This window comes from Corynebacterium parakroppenstedtii (assembly GCF_019754935.1).
In the GTDB taxonomy this organism is placed as follows: Bacteria; Actinomycetota; Actinomycetes; order Mycobacteriales; family Mycobacteriaceae; genus Corynebacterium; species Corynebacterium parakroppenstedtii.
Genome location: NZ_JAGSOA010000001.1, coordinates 633,898 through 649,592 on the forward strand (window position 1 = coordinate 633,898; position 15,695 = coordinate 649,592).

A 15,695-nucleotide genomic window follows, 5' to 3' on the forward strand; every position below is an offset into this window, starting at 1 on the left:
GCTCCCCTATTTTTCAGGCGTACACTCCTGACTCATGACACCGATCCTTCTTGACAAAGACTCAGGACACGAGCTGTGGACCGCAGCGCAATGCGCTGAGTTTTCTGGTACAGCGCGGGGTACATTCACCAGCTATGCGGGTCGTGGTCGCGCACCAAAGCCTGTAGCAAAGTTTCAGGGATTGACTCTCTGGGACGCTGAAGACGTAAAGCATTGGCACGAGAATCGAGTTGACCGTAGGAGAAAAAACGACTCTGACACCGACGGTTAAGCGCCACCCTGACCAGGCCATAACCACGCTGTCCGATGACGAATGCTCCTCTTCGGTGGAGAACGAGCTAAAAGAAGATAACACCGGAAAAGGAAAAGCATCTCTTGCACATTGTTGCGCAAGAGATGCTTTCTTTTATGGCACGTTCGTGCCCCAGCCCCGACGGCCGCCCGAGCGGCCTACTGGTCTTCGGGCAAAGCGGGTGCCATCCCCGTACGTTCATACTCCGCGAGAATGTCAAGCCGCCGCTGGTGGCGTTCCTCATTCGACCACGGCGTTTCGATGAAAGCGTCGACAATCTCAAGGGCTTCCTCCTCGGAGTGCTGACGAGCCCCTAAACCGATGAGCTGTGCATTGTTGTGCTCCCGGGCAAGCTTGGCCGTCTCCACGGACCATGCCAAAGCACAACGGGCTCCCTTGACCTTGTTGGCAGCGATCTGCTCACCATTCCCAGAACCGCCGATCACGATGCCCAATGATCCGGGATCATTCACGACCCGGGCAGAGGCCTCGATGCAGTAAGCAGGGTAATCATCCTTGGGATCAAAGGAATGAGCCCCGCAATCGACGATCTCGTGGCCGTTCTTTTCCAAATGAGCAGCAATAGTATTCTTCAACTCGAACCCAGCGTGGTCCGCACCAAGATAAACGCGCATAGTTCTAGGGTAGCTCAGCAGTCGTGTTTTCTGGCATCTCTGTGCGAGATCGTTTCAATTCGAAGAAGTGCGGGAACGCCGCCAAGGCCACTGCCCCATCAAAGATTCGTCCAGCGTCTTCCCCGCGCGGTACACGGGTGATCACGGGCCCAAAGAACGCGTTGTCGCCCAACTTCAGCACGGGCGTCCCCACGTCGTCGCCGACCGCGTCCATCGCACCCTGGTGGTGACGGCGTAGCGAATCGTCCTTCTCCGTGGAGTGCGCCACGTCGAGGTACGACGCCGGAAGACCAATCTCGTCCAGGGCGTCTCGGAGCACGTCGTCGAATCCCTCACCGGCGTGCGCGTCGACTTCTTTCTTATCGTGAATCCGCGTGCCCATTGCGGTGTAGTACGCGTCTAACTTCTCCGGATTCTCATCGGCGATGAGGGCAGCAACGCGAGCGGGGCCCCACGTCTGCTTCATCATCTTCTTGTAATCGTCGGGAAGATCATCATTGTTTTCATTGAGAACCGACAAGCTCATAGGATGCCAAACAACAGTGATATCCCGGACTTTTTCTACCTCTTTAATCCACCGGGATGTTACCCAGCAAAACGGGCACGAGACATCAAACCAAAAATCGACTCGTTGTTTATCGGCCATGTCATTACCTCCATGATCTGTACGTTGGCGCTGTGCTCACCGAGAGCTCATTGCTCCCGCGATTCTTCATCACCTAGTAGTCTCAATATCTGGGAACTTTATGCTCTCGCATATCCAAAGCCCTCCAGTGAAAGGACACAACGCAGGAATGTCATCAACTAATCTCACCTGGCAAGAGGCCAAGGACCGGGCCGCACTCATTGGAGTGGACCGGTACTCCATAATTTTAGACCTCACTAACGGACATGGGCTTCCTGGAGAAAAAACCTTTACATCGAAGACCACAGTGTGGTTCCACACACGCGACGGTGTGTCGGAGGGCGATCTGGAGCAAGGAACCTTCCTGGACCTCCGCGCCTCGCGGGTAACATCTGTGCAGCTCAACGGGACCGATGTCACGACCGACGCGATCCGTTATTCGGATAACCAGTATGACGAAGAAGCCGGCATTCAGCTTCGCAATCTGGAACCTGGCGACAACCGCGTCACGGTGTGCGCCGAATGCCGCTACTCAACCTCAGGTGAGGGACTTCACCGTTTCGTCGATCCATCGGATAATGCGGTCTACCTGTACACACAATTTGAAACTGCCGACGCCAAACGCGTCTTCGCGTGCTTTGACCAGCCGGATCTCAAAGCGAGGTACCGAGTGCAGGTCATCACGCCCGATTCGTGGCGGCTCATTACCAATGGCCCTATCAGCACAACTGTGACGTCTCCCCGCGCGGGAATTCTGACGACCGATGGCGAAAACTCTCAGACGACGGTCGCTATTCATGAAGCTGAGGTTGACTACCCTCTCTCTACCTATTTAATTGCGTTTATGGCGGGGCCGTACACCGAGGCCACCGATGTGTGGCGCGGAACCATTACCCCGCACCCCGAAACGTCGGACGATTCAGCCAGCCAGGAAGTCGAAATTCCACTCGGACTTTATTGCCGGCGGGCGTTAGCCGAGCACCTCGATTCTGAAGAACTGTTTAAGGAAACAAAACAGGGATTCGATTTCTACGCTAAGCACTTCGGCATCCCGTATCCATTTAAGAAATACGACCAGGTTTTCTGCCCCGAATACAACATGGGGGCAATGGAAAACGCCGGCGCCGTCACTATCCGTGAGGATTATGTGTTCCGGTCGGCCACTACTCGATATCTCTACGAGCGCCGCAATGACACCATCCTCCACGAGATGGCGCATATGTGGTTCGGAGATCTCGTCACCATGAAGTGGTGGAATGACCTCTGGCTCAATGAATCGTTCGCCACCTGGTCTTCAGCGCAGGCACAAACTGAGGTCAGTGAATACACCACTGCTTGGGTCACATTTGCCCACGTCGAAAAGGCTTGGGCGTACGCGCAAGACCAGTTGTCGTCTACGCACCCGATTTCGACGGACGCGTCGGATATCGAAACTGTTGACCAGAACTTCGACGGAATCACCTATGCCAAGGGCGCATCTGTTCTCAAGCAGCTAGCCGCTTATGTCGGGCTCGACGAATTCTTCGCCGGGGTGCGGCTCCACTTCCAGCGGCATCAGTACGACAATGCCACGTTCGACGATCTCCTCGACGCGCTCGAGGAATCGTCGGGACGCGATCTGTCCCAGTGGGCTGACCAATGGCTCAAGACCACCGGCGTCAATACCTTGTCCGTAGATGCGCATACTAAGGACGGGGTCTACGCCTCCGTTGCTGTCAAACAAAGTGGCGCGCAACCGGGTGAAGGCGAACACCGCGATCACCGCATCGGCGTCGGCGTCTATTCCCTCAAGGATGGTGAGGTCGTTCGCACGGCTCACACCGAGCTGGATATCCACGGTGAGAGCACCGAGGTTCCTGAGCTGGTCGGCACTCCCGTGGGCGATCTCATTCTGCCCAATGATGGGGATCTGACGTATGCGCTCATCGATCTCGATGATGCTTCCAACGAGTTTGTCCTGAATCACCTGCCGACAATTAAGGATCCCATGGCTCGCGCTCTGTGCTGGTCGGCGGAGTGGGAGCGTCTGCGCGCTGGTCGTTTGCGCGCACGCGATTTCATCGCGTTGGTTGAACGCGGCCTGCCTCACGAGACCGAGACCGCCGTCGTTCAGCAATTAGTTCGACAAGTTGTGGCCGCAGCGAGGAACTATGCCGACCCGACGTGGCTTGCCGACGAAGGCTGGGATGCGGTTGCCAATGCTTTGGTATCGACGGCACGCGCGGCTGCTCCGGGGAGCGATACCCAGCTCGCGGCGGTCAAGGAGCTGTCTAATGTGGAGCCCACCGCCGAGACTGTTGCTATTGCGCGTGCGATTGTCGATGGCACTCCGGAGGCTGTCGAGCTGGACGGTCTCTCCATCGATACCGATATGACGTGGCTTGCTATCAAGATGCTCGCTGCTGCCAGCGGTTCCCACGGAGTGTCAGAGGACGAGGTCACAACGCTTATCGACGAAACCTCAGCGAACGACCGTTCATCCTTGGGCGAACAAGCAGCCATTGCGGCGCGGGCCCTCGTACCGACGGCCGACAACAAGTCTCGCGTGTGGGATGACATCATGAGCGAGGATGCGTCGACGCTGTCGAACCGCCAGCTGTTGTCGAATGTCGCTGGATTCAGGACTGCCGGCAGTGATGAGCTCTTAGCCGGTTACCGCAATCGTTACTTCGATGAAGCTCTCGGCGTCTGGGAGAACCTCAATGGCGAAATGGCTTTGCGGGTGCTCGCGGGGATGTATCCGTCATGGGATACCTCGGACGAGGCCATCGCTCGAGCCGAAAAACTGGTTGCCGACGAAGACCTGCCTGCTGGTTTCCGCCGACTGATCACGGAGGGTAAGGATAATCAGCGCCGCTTCGCTGCAGCGCGCGAGCACGACCGGAGCTAAAGGCTACGGCCTCGATAAATCCTGCAACTGGGGACGCCGAGGCCTCTTCGGATATACCGGCTGGGCCTACATATTAAGTAGGTTCAGCCGGTTCCTGCGTTGTGCAAGGACCGTTCCCAGCCTTGTGTCCGTCCTCACCCACAGAGGCGATACGGAAACCCGCATGACATCGCCTCCAATGAACCCGAGGCTCCCCAGGGCGATAATGGCTCGCGACGTCAACTGAGCCGTCTGTTCCGCCGTCGGCGATTCGACGGTCATAATCTTCTGGTCCAACAGCGATTGGGCTATCCCCGCTGGCCCCGATTCTGCCGTGGCTGTGTCACGGACGTCGTTATATAACGCGGCAACGGTGTCTATCGCTACGTCATCGATGTGGGTAAATGTCTCGGTCAGGGGCACAGGCCCGGGCCACATTCCCGGCGTACCGGGATGCTCCAGCGACAGGGTTATGGGACCACCCTGCGTCGAATGAAAATCGGTCGACGCATCTATAGCTCGCCGCACATTCGAACAGTGGGTGATGACGTCACGGACTGAATCATCACCCCACACTGCGCGGACTCGTCGCAGCCCAAAAGGGCCAAGCGGAGTGGTGACATAAACATCGAACCACTGATGGCGCTGGTCACGAGACTCTACCGCAGCACCCGCGGCATTAGGTTGACGCGACCGGGTATCCGAGGGATGAATCCGGACCAGCGCCGTCGAATCGAGGCGCTCAGCTCGAGACATGAAGGTGAAGAGGTCCCGAGCAACGCCGTGCTCAATAGTTATCGGCATGGTGTCCCCTGGATGAGGCCGATGGATTACTCGGTGGAATCCGGAGGCACGAGTTGGTCGATATCGGGTTCATTATCTTGCCCGCGTTCGATCTCTTTCACGGGGCGGGTGATCATGGACTCGAGGACCTGCCGTTCGCTATCCGTAATTTCGCGCGGGGAACTTGACCGCAGGTCGACGGCAACCTGCGTGATCTTCACTTCGCAACACACGATCCCGTCGCTATCGAGGATCAGTTGGCGAACACCAAACGACGTCCGGCCAATCCGGGTCACTTCTGAGTTCACGGTCACGGTGCGGCTGGATGGCGAAATCCCGCGTCGGTAATCCAATTCGGCATGACGCACGAACACCTGGGGCACCGACCCTTTACCGGCGATCGACTCCATTTCTTTCAGGAATGCGACGCGGGAATCCTGCGAAAACTCAAGATAAGCCGAGTTATTAACGTGCCCATACATATCGAAGTCGGACCAACGGAGCGGCAGTGACAGTGTATGAACCCGGCCTGTGCGTCCGAGTACTTCACGAAACGGCATATTTCACCACGACCTAACGAGTTAGCGAGTTAACTTCCGGTGAGTCACACGGTGGGGACGCGCAGCTTCTTCACCGAGCCTATCGACCTTGTTCTTCTCATAATCCTCGAAGTTGCCTTCAAACCAATACCACTGGCCTTCGGCAACATTGCCTTCCCAGGCGAGAATGTGCGTACACGTGCGGTCCAAGAACCACCTATCGTGGGAGATCACAACAGCGCACCCTGGGAATTGTTCGAGAGCGTTCTCCAAGCTGGAGAGAGTTTCGACATCCAGATCGTTGGTGGGCTCATCCAATAGGATCAGGTTACCACCCTGTTTAAGGGTCAGCGCCAGGTTCAAACGGTTACGCTCACCGCCGGAGAGCACCTTGGCTGGCTTTTGCTGATCGGCACCTTTGAAACCGAAAGCCGAAATATAAGCGCGCGATGGCATTTCGTTCTGGCCGACGATAATGTAGTCCAGCCCGTCAGAGACGACTTCCCACACGGTCTTTTCGGGGTCAATGTTCTCACGGTTCTGGTCCACATAGCTGATGTCGACAGTTTTACCGACCTTCACCTCGCCGGAATCCGGCTCTTCAAGCCCCACAATCGTCTTGAACAAGGTGGACTTACCCACACCGTTCGGACCGATAACACCGACGATGCCGTTACGAGGCAGGGTGAAGGACAAGTCCTTAATCAGGGTACGGCCGTCGAAGCCTTTGTTGAGGTGGCTGACCTCCACAACCTGGTTACCCAGACGCTGCGGGGTCGGAATCTGGATTTCCTCAAAGTCGAGCTTCTTGTACTTCTCGGCCTCCGCAGCCATCTCCTCATAACGCTGCAAACGAGCCTTATTCTTCGCCTGACGTGCCTTCGCACCCGAGCGCACCCACTGCAGTTCTTGCTTCAACCGCTTCTGCAGCTTGGCGTCCTTCTTACCCGCAACCTGCAGACGCTCGGACTTCTTCTCCAGGTACGTGGAGTAGTTACCTTCGTAGGGGTACAGCTTCCCGCGATCGACCTCACAAATCCACTGGGCAACGTGGTCGAGGAAGTAACGGTCGTGGGTAACAGCCAACACGGCACCTGGATAGTTACGCAGATGCTGCTCCAGCCAGAGCACAGATTCGGCGTCCAAGTGGTTGGTGGGCTCATCGAGCAGCAATAGATCTGGCTCAGCCAAAAGAAGCTTGGCCAGTGCCACACGACGACGCTCACCACCGGATAGCGTCGTCACTGGCGAGTCTGACGGCGGACACCGCAGCGCATCCATGGCCTGGTCAATCTTCGAATCCAATTCCCAGGCATCGGCAGTGTCAATCTTTTCCTGCAGGACAGTCATGCGTTCCATGAGCTCATCGGAATAATCCGTCGCCATTTTTTCGGCGATTTCTTCATATTCACGCTTGACTTCCCAGATCTCTCCGAGGCCTTCTTCCACGTTGCCGCGGACGGTCTTTTCCTCGTTGAGTGGAGGCTCCTGGAGCAAGATCCCCACAGAAGCGCCGGGATCGAGGAACGCCTCACCATTGGACGGCTGATCAATCCCCGCCATAATTTTCAAGATCGACGATTTTCCGGCACCGTTTGGTCCCACCACGCCGATCTTGGCCCCCGGATAAAAAGCCATGGTGACGTCGTCAAGAATGACTTTTTCTCCATGCGCCTTGCGCACGTTTTTCATTGTGTAAATGAATTCACCCATACAGTCCTCAACTCATTTTTCTATGCCGCACGAACCTAGCATTCTCTGCCCACCTACTATGGCCGATAACCATAGGGTTCACCACCTCGGGAGTTAATCTCAAGGATCAACCTCGAGAGTTAAGAGGTGGGACGGTCCCCGCGCCAGTTCCTCAGCAAAGTCTAACCGTTGAGGGTACGCAAGCACGGTGCTAACAACAACCAGCTACGACGGCTCACTCGCGGGAGCACGCTCATGCGCTAGCCAAGGCAGCCTCCTGGCTGTATGGTTCTCGCTGTTCGGTCAGAGTTGCGGAGTCTCTCAGGGATGTGGAGTCAGAGGAAGTGCTCGAATTTGCCGACGACCCCTCGGGGAATGGATTTTCGTCCGCAACTACGGTCCCGTCCCAATCTGTGGAGATACTCGTGGCCTCCCCTGATCCCTTGGCTGCTCCGGAAGCGGAGCCGATTTCCAACGGAACCAAACGTCCTAGACGACTCGCCATCGCGGAAGTGATGACGATCTTGTTGAGGTCAACCCCAACGTGTGAGGCCTTAATCCTCACCGAGCTCCGCGTGATTTTCTCCCCCGAATCCAGCGTCGCCTCCCACGAATGAGTGATCAGGCGGCCGTATATAACGACTGGCATCCCCTTCGTTACCGATTTCAGGCAGTGTGTGGCCAGCGAGCCTGACATCTGGACGTCGATAAATAATGAATCGGATGACTGCCATACGCCGTCGTCGTCACGCCATCGACGATCCGACGCAACGCGCATGGTTGCGAAAGGGGTTCGACCTGATGGTGTTCGATCAACTGGGTCACTGACGACGTTTCCCACGACGGTGACCATTGCAGAATTTTGTGCCATGACGTACCTACTCTCCCTCCCACGAAGGGCGCTCCCGGTAGAGGCTGCTTAGCGCGATACCGTGAAGTCCGCATCGATAGAGACGACCTGAAAATGACACACTCAGAGTGGCACACCGTGATCCGGAAATTGGACCCGTGAAGGGCTCATCGCGTGGACGCTGTGGATAACCAAAGTTATCCACAGATTTTTATACGCCCGGTTTTTAACCGCACCTTTTCTTACCCTCACGTTCTTACCCTCACGGTGAAACCAACGATCGCCCCAAGGTGAAAGACGAGATACGGCCGACGGGAAACGTCGTCGATACTAACGAGTAACGGCATAACGATAAAGAAAAACCGGACCGCGCTATCGCACAGTCCGGCTCGTGTCATTTGTGAGGCCTCGTCATGACCTCCAGTGACAAACAGGGAAACACCCTGCTGGAGCCCGGTTCACGGGTTCAGCTAGGCGCACAGTGATAATCGATGCGTACTACTTTCCGGAAGGAGTACGGGTCTCGGCGCTGATGAACCAAGCCTGCTGCTCGAGCTGCTTGATGTATTCGTGCAGCAGATCAGCACTCGTCGGGTCAGCCTCGTCAACGCGATCGTGAACTTCACGCATGGTGTTGGTCGTAGCGTTAATAGCCTCGACGACGTGGGAAATAGCGTCGTGAGTAAGGATTTCTCCTGCCGGGAACTCCGGAAGGGAAGAACCTGCGGCTACAACGGCCGTGCGACCATCAGGAATGCCATTCAAAGCACGCATACGCTCAGCGATCTCATCGGTGCCTTCACGGGCAACCGAAACAAGCTCGTCAAGGTTCAAGTGCAGGTCGCGGAAGTTCGGTCCGAGAATGTTCCAGTGAGCTTCCTTAGCAACCAGGCTCAAATCGATGAAATCAACGAGAACCTTCTGCAGATCAGAAACAACGTCGCTAGGAGCGGTAAAAGCTGGGGTTGTTTGAATGGTGCTTTCAGCAGAAGCTGAACGCCCAACAGATGCTTGCGCGGAAGTCATGTCCTTTTCCTTCTCTCGATAAGTTGGTTTGTCGTCTCAGAGCTACGTGGGCTGTGCCCGCTACCGGGCTTTTCCTTCGCTCTACCCCTAGTTATACACCCTTCCTATACGCGTGGCAACTATTAATAAGCTGGCTTTAGATAGGGCTTAGCTATTGCCGACTTCGGGCCCCGGCCAGGCTAATCCAGCCGGTTACCAGCTCAGTCCCCTTCGCCGGACCTACCGTTCCCTGACCTATCTCCGGTGCCTTCCTGCTGCTCAGTGTCAACACTGCCGGTTGGTTTATCAGCGGAAGTTTTCGCTGATGAACGCCGTTTCTTCGGTACGTTATGGTGCTCAAATTTCTTCTGGTGGAAGTAACTCCGTACCTCGTCAGAGGAATAATCTGAGCCGTAATAGTCCTGTAGTTCCCGGTCCCCCGCGCCGGAGTGCAGCGCTGCAAGCATCTCGTTGTAGGCATTGAGTTCGGCCTCGTGGGTGCGGTCAGCCCGACGCTCATAGCGTGCTGTTTCTTTACTATCTTCCCGACGCCACTGCAAGAAGTGTGCTGCCGTAACGATCAATAATGGGATCTCGCCGGTTGCCCACGCGATCTTGCCTCCCAGGTTCTGGTCAGCCATGTAATCGATATGCCAGGGAATACCGAAGGTTTCATACATCGGTTGCCCGAGCGGGTAATTCAACTGCATGAGGGCAATCGCAAACCAAGCGTGGAACGGCATTGTTCCTAAGATGGTTACCATTTTGATGAACGGAGAGGTGTGGCGAGGTGCCGCGTCGATACCAATTGATATCCAGTAGAAAATGTATCCGGAGACCAAGAAGTGGGCGATCATGAATAGGTGACCGAAGTGATACTTCATCAAAGCCTCAAATAGAGGTGTGAAGTACATAATGTAGAACCCAATAACGAATTGCGCAGCAGCCACAACGGGGTTCGTTAAAAACCGCGACACCGGGTTATTGATAAAAGCCACAATCCATTCACGTGGCCCCGGGACGCCATCGCGTCCTGCAACGGGTAAGGCGCGGAGGAATAAGGTCACTGGACCAGCCAAAACCCAGGCGATGGGAATCGCCATCGACAAAATCATGTGCTGGATCATGTGCATCGAGAACGACACCATCGCGTACATCCCGAGTCCCGACGACGTCGCGAAAAGTAGAAGAATATTCCCTAACGTCCACCACAACACTCGGCTAAACGGCCACTCCCCGCCCTTTTTCCGGAGATGGACGTAGGCCCACACATATAAAACTTCAGCGATGATTGCGACGGTGCCGTAAATCATGTCGAACCGCACCATGCCAAACAGACCACCCCACGACGGTGGTTTCGTCAGGCTGAAGCCCAGCTCGAGCTCCATGACGTTGAGGTTCAGCTCTTTCGGCAACGGTGGCGGAATGCGAGACAAAGACACTGCGACGCCGATCGTCGCTGCCATCACAATCAGTTCCACGATCGCGATTTGCGAGAAGGCAAGTCGGTCTGACGGATCCTTTTCGAGCTTCGGAATCGTCATTCGTCGGTGGAGGAATCCAAAAATCCCCAGGACGATGAGCAAAACCGCTTTGGCTGTAATTACTCGGCCATAATTACTGGTCAGGAGTTCATCGACGCGAATGCGGAGCAACGCATTAACTACTCCTGAGATTGCCAAAACAATAATCGACACCAATGCTAAGAAGCTGTATCGCTTGACAATAACGTCCATGTGAGGCCCTTTGCGCAGGGCGTGCTGGATCATTGCCGCCAGGCCGCCGACCCACAATGCACAAAACACGAAGTGCCACAGGTACGAATTAACGCCATAGTCGTGGTTACCGCCGGCCGCTGAGTGCCCCTCGAGGCTGATAGGAATCAGCGTCACCAGGGAGAACGCGAAGAACAGCATCTGGAAAATCCAGCGCCGCGTGCCCAAGGACCACACCACAGTGATCAGCGCGAAGATAGCGACCCACATCCAGGAACGCGCCACGGATACTTGGTCAATCGCTTCGCCCCAGTGTGCTGGGCTGAGCGTCGTCGATAATGGGGCTCCGGAAACGTCCGACAAACTCATCGGTATGAGGAGCAGCGCGAGAACGGCCCATATAAATAAGCACCATGTGCCGGTTCTGCTTGCTTTATATCCGTCGACGTCGAGGAAACCATCTTTTCGTGGAGGGGTACCAAATGCCGACATCAAGAATGATCCGACCCCGATGAAGCCGAACATCGTGGCTAAACCACGGACAAACGGGAGGCCGAACGATACCGAGAAACCCGGATCGGGAATTCCTAGAGCAGACAGTGATTCGCTGTACAAGGAATATCCAATGGCCGCCCCCACTATTCCGGCCACAAGTCCGGCGAGTACAAAGTAACCGGTAGCTGACCGGACAGGCACCGAAGAACCAGCTTTCGTCTTTACCTCCGTCATACTCCCAACACTACCCAGCGCGGAGACAATCTCATCAACCCGAAGGACCAGTTATCAGCAAAGAGTTCAGTACTGTTATATTCGTCTAGTGGATTGCGACGAAAGCGCAACCCACGATTGATAAAATGCCCCTGTAGCTCAGTGGATTAGAGCATCCGGCTTCTACCCGGAGTGGCGCGGGTTCGAATCCTGCCAGGGGCACCACACTACCCCGTTATGACCGAGTACACGGTCTGGACGACGTGGTTTTATTTATGAGGCTTGACGAGTTCCGACAATCATTGGCCTACATATGGATAGCCCTATTTCTTAGGTCGGCTATAAATCCAATATAAGACCCCGACGAGGGTTCCGAACAAGACCGTTTTGCCCCATTCCTCCCATGAAAACGAGTCATCTTTGAAGACCAAGGACCACAGGTAGAAGAAAACCAAGAGTCCGACGGCCATTCCAATCCACCATCGAATAGCTTTCAGAACCTCACCGGTTCGCTTCTGCATCGAACTCTCCTTTCGGCTAAGCCGCCTACGTCGAAAAACCGCAGCTAGCCCTGTCAATGAATGTTGAGAGCATAAGGCATGGACTACTTTAACCTTAGGTAAGAAGCCTAAGCTGTCTATATAGATGTCAAACGAGTTTTTATTGAATCCTGGAATGGAAACCCCCCTTAGCCTTCCTTAGTGGCTTTCTGATTGTCCCTTGACACACATCAACCGGACAATGACGCTCGCCACGGCGCTGTTATCTAGTTGAGAGTGGAAGCACTCCAGCGAGATCACGCAACAGAAGATCCTCCTGCTTGGGAATAATTGTCGGTCGTGCCGCAACACCGATAAATGCCCGCATTGTGAAAGCTTCCCTTCTCGTGGCACCCATCCGTATAGTGCTCAGAGGCGGATCGATACTAGGCGTGCGCCTTGCCCTCACGATTGGGTTGGAGGAGTAAACCACGCCCGGAAAGCTATTCGCTGTGAGTACCCGTCGATCACCGTAAACCCAGCTATATCAGGCAAAATGGCTTTATCAGGAAAAATAATGGCAAGTTAAATAAAGCATGCGTACAAGCACTCAGCATTAACTGATTGAGGTTGAACTGTGGACAGTCGTGATGAGCAATCCCTACGCGCGGCAAAAATGTACTACCGCGACAACCTTAGCCAAGCAGAGGTTGCTTTGGCTTTAGGTATTTCGCGACCAACAACATCCAAGCTCATTCAGCATGCCCGCGACCGCGGCTTCGTAAGCATTACCATTCGAGATCCACGTGAAGCATCGTCCACCACAGCTACAGCATTAGCAACAAAATACGGCTTAACATCTGTGCGGCTCGCGCAACCGGTATCGCAGACCACCGACGATATCGTCGATGCCCTCGGTCATGTTGGTGCGCAAGCCCTCCGCTCCCTTGTCGTCGATGGGTCCAGTGTCGGTGTGTCGTGGGGACGAACAATGTATTCCATTGCCCAGCATCTCACCGAGAAAAACGTTCACGATGTAACGATCGTTCAGCTTAAAGGCGGGATGTCATATACCGACCGGAAAACGAACGATATCGAAACGATCACGTTGTTTTGTAAAGCCTTTCACGCGTATGCGCATACCCTACCCCTCCCCGTCATTTTTGATAATGCCGAGACGAAAGAACTTGTAGAAAAGGACCGGTTTATTGCCAATGTTCTCGAGCAAGGGAGGAAAACTGACATCGCCGTTTTCACGGTGGGATCAGCGGGAGAAAACAGCCTTGCTCTCAATCTTGGCAGCGTTACGCCCTCTGAGCGCGCCCTGCTTCGTCAACGGGCGGTGGGTGATATTTGCTCGCGGTTTTTCGACGCCGACGCATCCATCGCGGTGCAGTCGGTGGACGACCGTACCGTCGGAATCACTATGGAAGATCTGGCGCAGCGCCCGGTTCGACTGCTCGTCGCGGGCGGATTACACAAAGTGCGCGCCTTGAAAGTTGCGCTCCACGCTGGAATGGCAACGCACTTAGTCACTGATCAAGCATGCGCAGAACGCCTACTTGAGGAATGATTGCCGATCGTGGGGCCGGATCCTGATGTACTTTCGGAATCTCGCGGCCCCAGCGTCGGTTGACCATTAACTTGCGACGACTCCCACGATTGCAGCGTTAATCATGTTGACGCAGAAACCTGCAAGAAGGGCAAACAATCCGAATTTGGCTATCTCACCGCGACGTTCTGGTGCTAATCCACCCATCGATCCCATTTGGATTGCAATGGAAGAGAAGTTGGCAAACCCAGCCAGTGCAAAGGTTGAGATCATGACAGCCTTGTCGGAAAGCTCATCAACGTGCTTACCGAACGAGGTGTAGCCCACGAACTCGTTGAGCACCGTCTTCTGCCCGATAAAATTACCGACGTCAACGGCGTCGTGCCATGGAACGCCGATAGCCCAGGCGAATGGGGCCAGCGCCCAACCGAATATTCCTTCTAGGCTCCATTCAGAATGGCCGAACCAGCTACCTATTCCCCCAATAATTGCTGACAAGAATGCAATGACCGCGATAAAGGCGATCAAAAGGCATCCCACTGTGACAGCGATGCGTCCACCATTCATGGCACCGCGGCCAAGAGCATCGATGACGTTCTTTGATTCCTCATCGCGGACATCTCGGACGGTTGCGTCCAGTTGGCTCTCTTCTGTCTCAGGGAAGAATGCCTTAGCCATGAGTAGCGACCCTGGGGCGTTCATAACGCTTGCAGCCAAGAGGTATGGGAGTGGAGCACCCAAGAGGGAGTAGCCAATCAAGGTTGATCCCGCGACGGAGGCAAAACCACCAGTCATACAGGTGAATAATTCGGACTTCGTCAGCTTCTTGATATACGGCTGAATGAGGAGCGGTGCTTCACTCTGCCCCAAAAAAATAACAGTTGCGGCGAAAACCGATTCAACCTTGGACGTACCCATAAGTTTCCCGAGGGCACCACCAACGTATTCAACAACAATTTGAATGACCCGGAGATAGTACAGAACACCAATGATCGCACCGAGGAAAATAATGACTGGGAGAACATTGAGTGCAAAGACGAACCCGATTTTGTCCCCAAACAATGGCCCAAAAACGAATTCTGTTCCTTTGTCGGTATAGCCGATGAGCTGGTCGATGCCCTCAGCCAACCACTTGAGAGCGTGATATCCGGGCCCCCACTTCAGGACTAAGAGAGCCAGAATTACTTGGAGAGCAAGGCCGGTGCCCAGGGTCCGCCAGTTAATTTTGGATCGGTGTTTAGATAACGCAATGTCGAGAGCAAGGATAATGGCAATACCAATTAGCCCTTGAAATCTTTCCATGATTACCCCTCCAGGTCTTCAGGGCCGAAGGAAAATGGGAGAATTGATTCAAAGGGTAATACAAATGGACGCGATTCTTTCTCCACGATGACACGGGAACAGCCGAATTCCCTCAAAACCTGCCGGCACGCACCACAAGGCCAACACGGTTCAGCCTTAAGACCGACGATGGCAACTGTGTCGATACGGGGAACGTCTCCACTTTCCGCAATCATACGAAAGGATGCTGTTCGTTCCGCGCAGTTCGTTAAACCATAGCTGGCGTTTTCTATGTTGCACCCAGTGATGGTCTTCCCCTCCGTGGTGCGAATAGCAGCACCGACGGGGAACTCACTGTATGGCACATATGCACCTTTGGCAGCGTCACGCGCTTGTTCTAGCAGTGCGATATCCGCTGCAGCATCAGAAAATTCACCCCGAGAACTGCCGACGTCGGAAGCGTTCTTTTCAATCATGATGTGTCCTCACGATCAAGGAGCCACGAAGGGTGGCATCGTCAAGTAAGCCTGCGAACATATGTAAAAAAAGATATTGACATACGTTCCGACTGTTATGATAATTGAGATCACAACGGGGAAACAAGAGTTGGTTACGTCACACTTTATGCCTTATGACTCATCCCCACTCCCGCCTCACAGGTGACCTCACG

At 54.7% G+C, this 15,695-nt stretch carries 14 protein-coding genes and 1 tRNA gene; 4 read left to right on the forward strand and 11 right to left on the reverse strand.

Annotated elements, in window-relative coordinates:
• The first annotated feature begins 34 nt into the window (after window positions 1-34).
• The gene (locus KCQ76_RS10740; protein WP_081429426.1) at window positions 35-271 is read left to right on the forward strand and encodes a helix-turn-helix transcriptional regulator; all 237 of its coding nucleotides are present in this window, start codon (window positions 35-37) and stop codon (window positions 269-271) included.
• Window positions 272-450: 179 nt separating this feature from the next.
• Here the strand turns inward: KCQ76_RS10740 and KCQ76_RS02640 are convergent, their stop codons facing one another.
• Together KCQ76_RS02640 and KCQ76_RS02645 are read right to left on the reverse strand one after the other, a co-directional pair.
• A complete protein-coding gene (locus KCQ76_RS02640; RefSeq protein WP_046202577.1) occupies window positions 451-927 on the reverse strand; it encodes a ribose-5-phosphate isomerase in 477 nt (158 codons plus the stop codon).
• Between the two features lie 4 nt (window positions 928-931).
• Window positions 932-1,573, reverse strand: a complete 642-nt coding sequence (locus tag KCQ76_RS02645; RefSeq protein WP_046202578.1) for a mycothiol-dependent nitroreductase Rv2466c family protein — start codon at window positions 1,571-1,573, stop codon at window positions 932-934.
• Window positions 1,574-1,721: 148 nt separating this feature from the next.
• On the opposite strand from KCQ76_RS02645, the gene pepN reads away from it, so the two are divergent.
• On the forward strand, window positions 1,722-4,442 hold the full coding sequence (gene pepN / locus KCQ76_RS02650) for an aminopeptidase N (RefSeq protein WP_046202579.1): 2,721 nt from the start codon (window positions 1,722-1,724) through the stop codon (window positions 4,440-4,442).
• Between the two features lie 66 nt (window positions 4,443-4,508).
• Here pepN and KCQ76_RS02655 read toward each other — a convergent pair whose 3' ends face one another.
• The 6 genes from KCQ76_RS02655 to KCQ76_RS02680 form a co-directional block, all read right to left on the reverse strand.
• The gene (locus KCQ76_RS02655) at window positions 4,509-5,225 is read right to left on the reverse strand and encodes a DUF8185 domain-containing protein (RefSeq protein ID WP_046202580.1); all 717 of its coding nucleotides are present in this window, start codon (window positions 5,223-5,225) and stop codon (window positions 4,509-4,511) included.
• Window positions 5,226-5,251: 26 nt separating this feature from the next.
• A complete protein-coding gene (locus KCQ76_RS02660; protein WP_046202581.1) occupies window positions 5,252-5,764 on the reverse strand; it encodes an acyl-CoA thioesterase in 513 nt (170 codons plus the stop codon).
• Window positions 5,765-5,785: 21 nt separating this feature from the next.
• Window positions 5,786-7,456: an energy-dependent translational throttle protein EttA gene (gene ettA, locus KCQ76_RS02665; protein WP_012732008.1), complete on the reverse strand. Its 1,671-nt coding sequence runs from the start codon at window positions 7,454-7,456 to the stop codon at window positions 5,786-5,788.
• 232 nt (window positions 7,457-7,688) lie between these two features.
• Window positions 7,689-8,306, reverse strand: coding sequence for a single-stranded DNA-binding protein (locus tag KCQ76_RS02670; RefSeq protein ID WP_046205119.1), 618 nt, complete (start codon window positions 8,304-8,306; stop codon window positions 7,689-7,691).
• A gap of 477 nt (window positions 8,307-8,783) precedes the next feature.
• Entirely contained in the window at window positions 8,784-9,311 is a 528-nt protein-coding gene (locus tag KCQ76_RS02675) for a Dps family protein (RefSeq protein ID WP_102215086.1), read from the reverse strand.
• Between the two features lie 200 nt (window positions 9,312-9,511).
• On the reverse strand, window positions 9,512-11,734 hold the full coding sequence (locus KCQ76_RS02680; protein WP_046202583.1) for a bifunctional copper resistance protein CopD/cytochrome c oxidase assembly protein: 2,223 nt from the start codon (window positions 11,732-11,734) through the stop codon (window positions 9,512-9,514).
• Window positions 11,735-11,861: 127 nt separating this feature from the next.
• On the opposite strand from KCQ76_RS02680, the gene KCQ76_RS02685 reads away from it, so the two are divergent.
• Window positions 11,862-11,938, forward strand: a tRNA-Arg gene (locus tag KCQ76_RS02685).
• 98 nt (window positions 11,939-12,036) lie between these two features.
• Here KCQ76_RS02685 and KCQ76_RS02690 read toward each other — a convergent pair.
• On the reverse strand, window positions 12,037-12,234 hold the full coding sequence (locus KCQ76_RS02690; RefSeq protein ID WP_046202584.1) for a hypothetical protein: 198 nt from the start codon (window positions 12,232-12,234) through the stop codon (window positions 12,037-12,039).
• Window positions 12,235-12,829: 595 nt separating this feature from the next.
• Between KCQ76_RS02690 and KCQ76_RS02695 the strand changes: the two genes are divergently transcribed.
• Complete coding sequence (locus KCQ76_RS02695; RefSeq protein WP_046202585.1) at window positions 12,830-13,765, forward strand: sugar-binding transcriptional regulator; 936 nt, start codon at window positions 12,830-12,832, stop codon at window positions 13,763-13,765.
• A gap of 66 nt (window positions 13,766-13,831) precedes the next feature.
• On the opposite strand, the gene KCQ76_RS02700 is transcribed toward KCQ76_RS02695, so the two are convergent.
• Entirely contained in the window at window positions 13,832-15,046 is a 1,215-nt protein-coding gene (locus KCQ76_RS02700; RefSeq protein ID WP_046202586.1) for a NupC/NupG family nucleoside CNT transporter, read from the reverse strand.
• A 2-nt stretch (window positions 15,047-15,048) separates the two neighbouring features.
• The gene (locus KCQ76_RS02705) at window positions 15,049-15,501 is read right to left on the reverse strand and encodes a cytidine deaminase (protein ID WP_180962445.1); all 453 of its coding nucleotides are present in this window, start codon (window positions 15,499-15,501) and stop codon (window positions 15,049-15,051) included.
• Window positions 15,502-15,695: the final 194 nt, after the last annotated feature.

Excerpts from the sequence above, each read along its gene's own strand:
- ettA (WP_012732008.1), bottom strand. The coding sequence starts at position 7,456 with ATGGGTGAATTCATTTACACAATGAAAAACGTGCGCAAGGCGCATGGA.
- KCQ76_RS02690 (WP_046202584.1), bottom strand. The coding sequence starts at position 12,234 with ATGCAGAAGCGAACCGGTGAGGTTCTGAAAGCTATTCGATGGTGGATT.
- KCQ76_RS02675 (WP_102215086.1), bottom strand. The coding sequence starts at position 9,311 with ATGACTTCCGCGCAAGCATCTGTTGGGCGTTCAGCTTCTGCTGAAAGC.
- KCQ76_RS02700 (WP_046202586.1), bottom strand. The coding sequence starts at position 15,046 with ATGGAAAGATTTCAAGGGCTAATTGGTATTGCCATTATCCTTGCTCTC.
- KCQ76_RS02680 (WP_046202583.1), bottom strand. The coding sequence starts at position 11,734 with ATGACGGAGGTAAAGACGAAAGCTGGTTCTTCGGTGCCTGTCCGGTCA.
- KCQ76_RS02660 (WP_046202581.1), bottom strand. The coding sequence starts at position 5,764 with ATGCCGTTTCGTGAAGTACTCGGACGCACAGGCCGGGTTCATACACTG.
- KCQ76_RS02655 (WP_046202580.1), bottom strand. The coding sequence starts at position 5,225 with ATGCCGATAACTATTGAGCACGGCGTTGCTCGGGACCTCTTCACCTTC.
- KCQ76_RS02670 (WP_046205119.1), bottom strand. The coding sequence starts at position 8,306 with ATGGCACAAAATTCTGCAATGGTCACCGTCGTGGGAAACGTCGTCAGT.
- KCQ76_RS02705 (WP_180962445.1), bottom strand. The coding sequence starts at position 15,501 with ATGATTGAAAAGAACGCTTCCGACGTCGGCAGTTCTCGGGGTGAATTT.
- KCQ76_RS02640 (WP_046202577.1), bottom strand. The coding sequence starts at position 927 with ATGCGCGTTTATCTTGGTGCGGACCACGCTGGGTTCGAGTTGAAGAAT.
- KCQ76_RS02645 (WP_046202578.1), bottom strand. The coding sequence starts at position 1,573 with ATGGCCGATAAACAACGAGTCGATTTTTGGTTTGATGTCTCGTGCCCG.
- KCQ76_RS10740 (WP_081429426.1), top strand. The coding sequence starts at position 35 with ATGACACCGATCCTTCTTGACAAAGACTCAGGACACGAGCTGTGGACC.
- pepN (WP_046202579.1), top strand. The coding sequence starts at position 1,722 with ATGTCATCAACTAATCTCACCTGGCAAGAGGCCAAGGACCGGGCCGCA.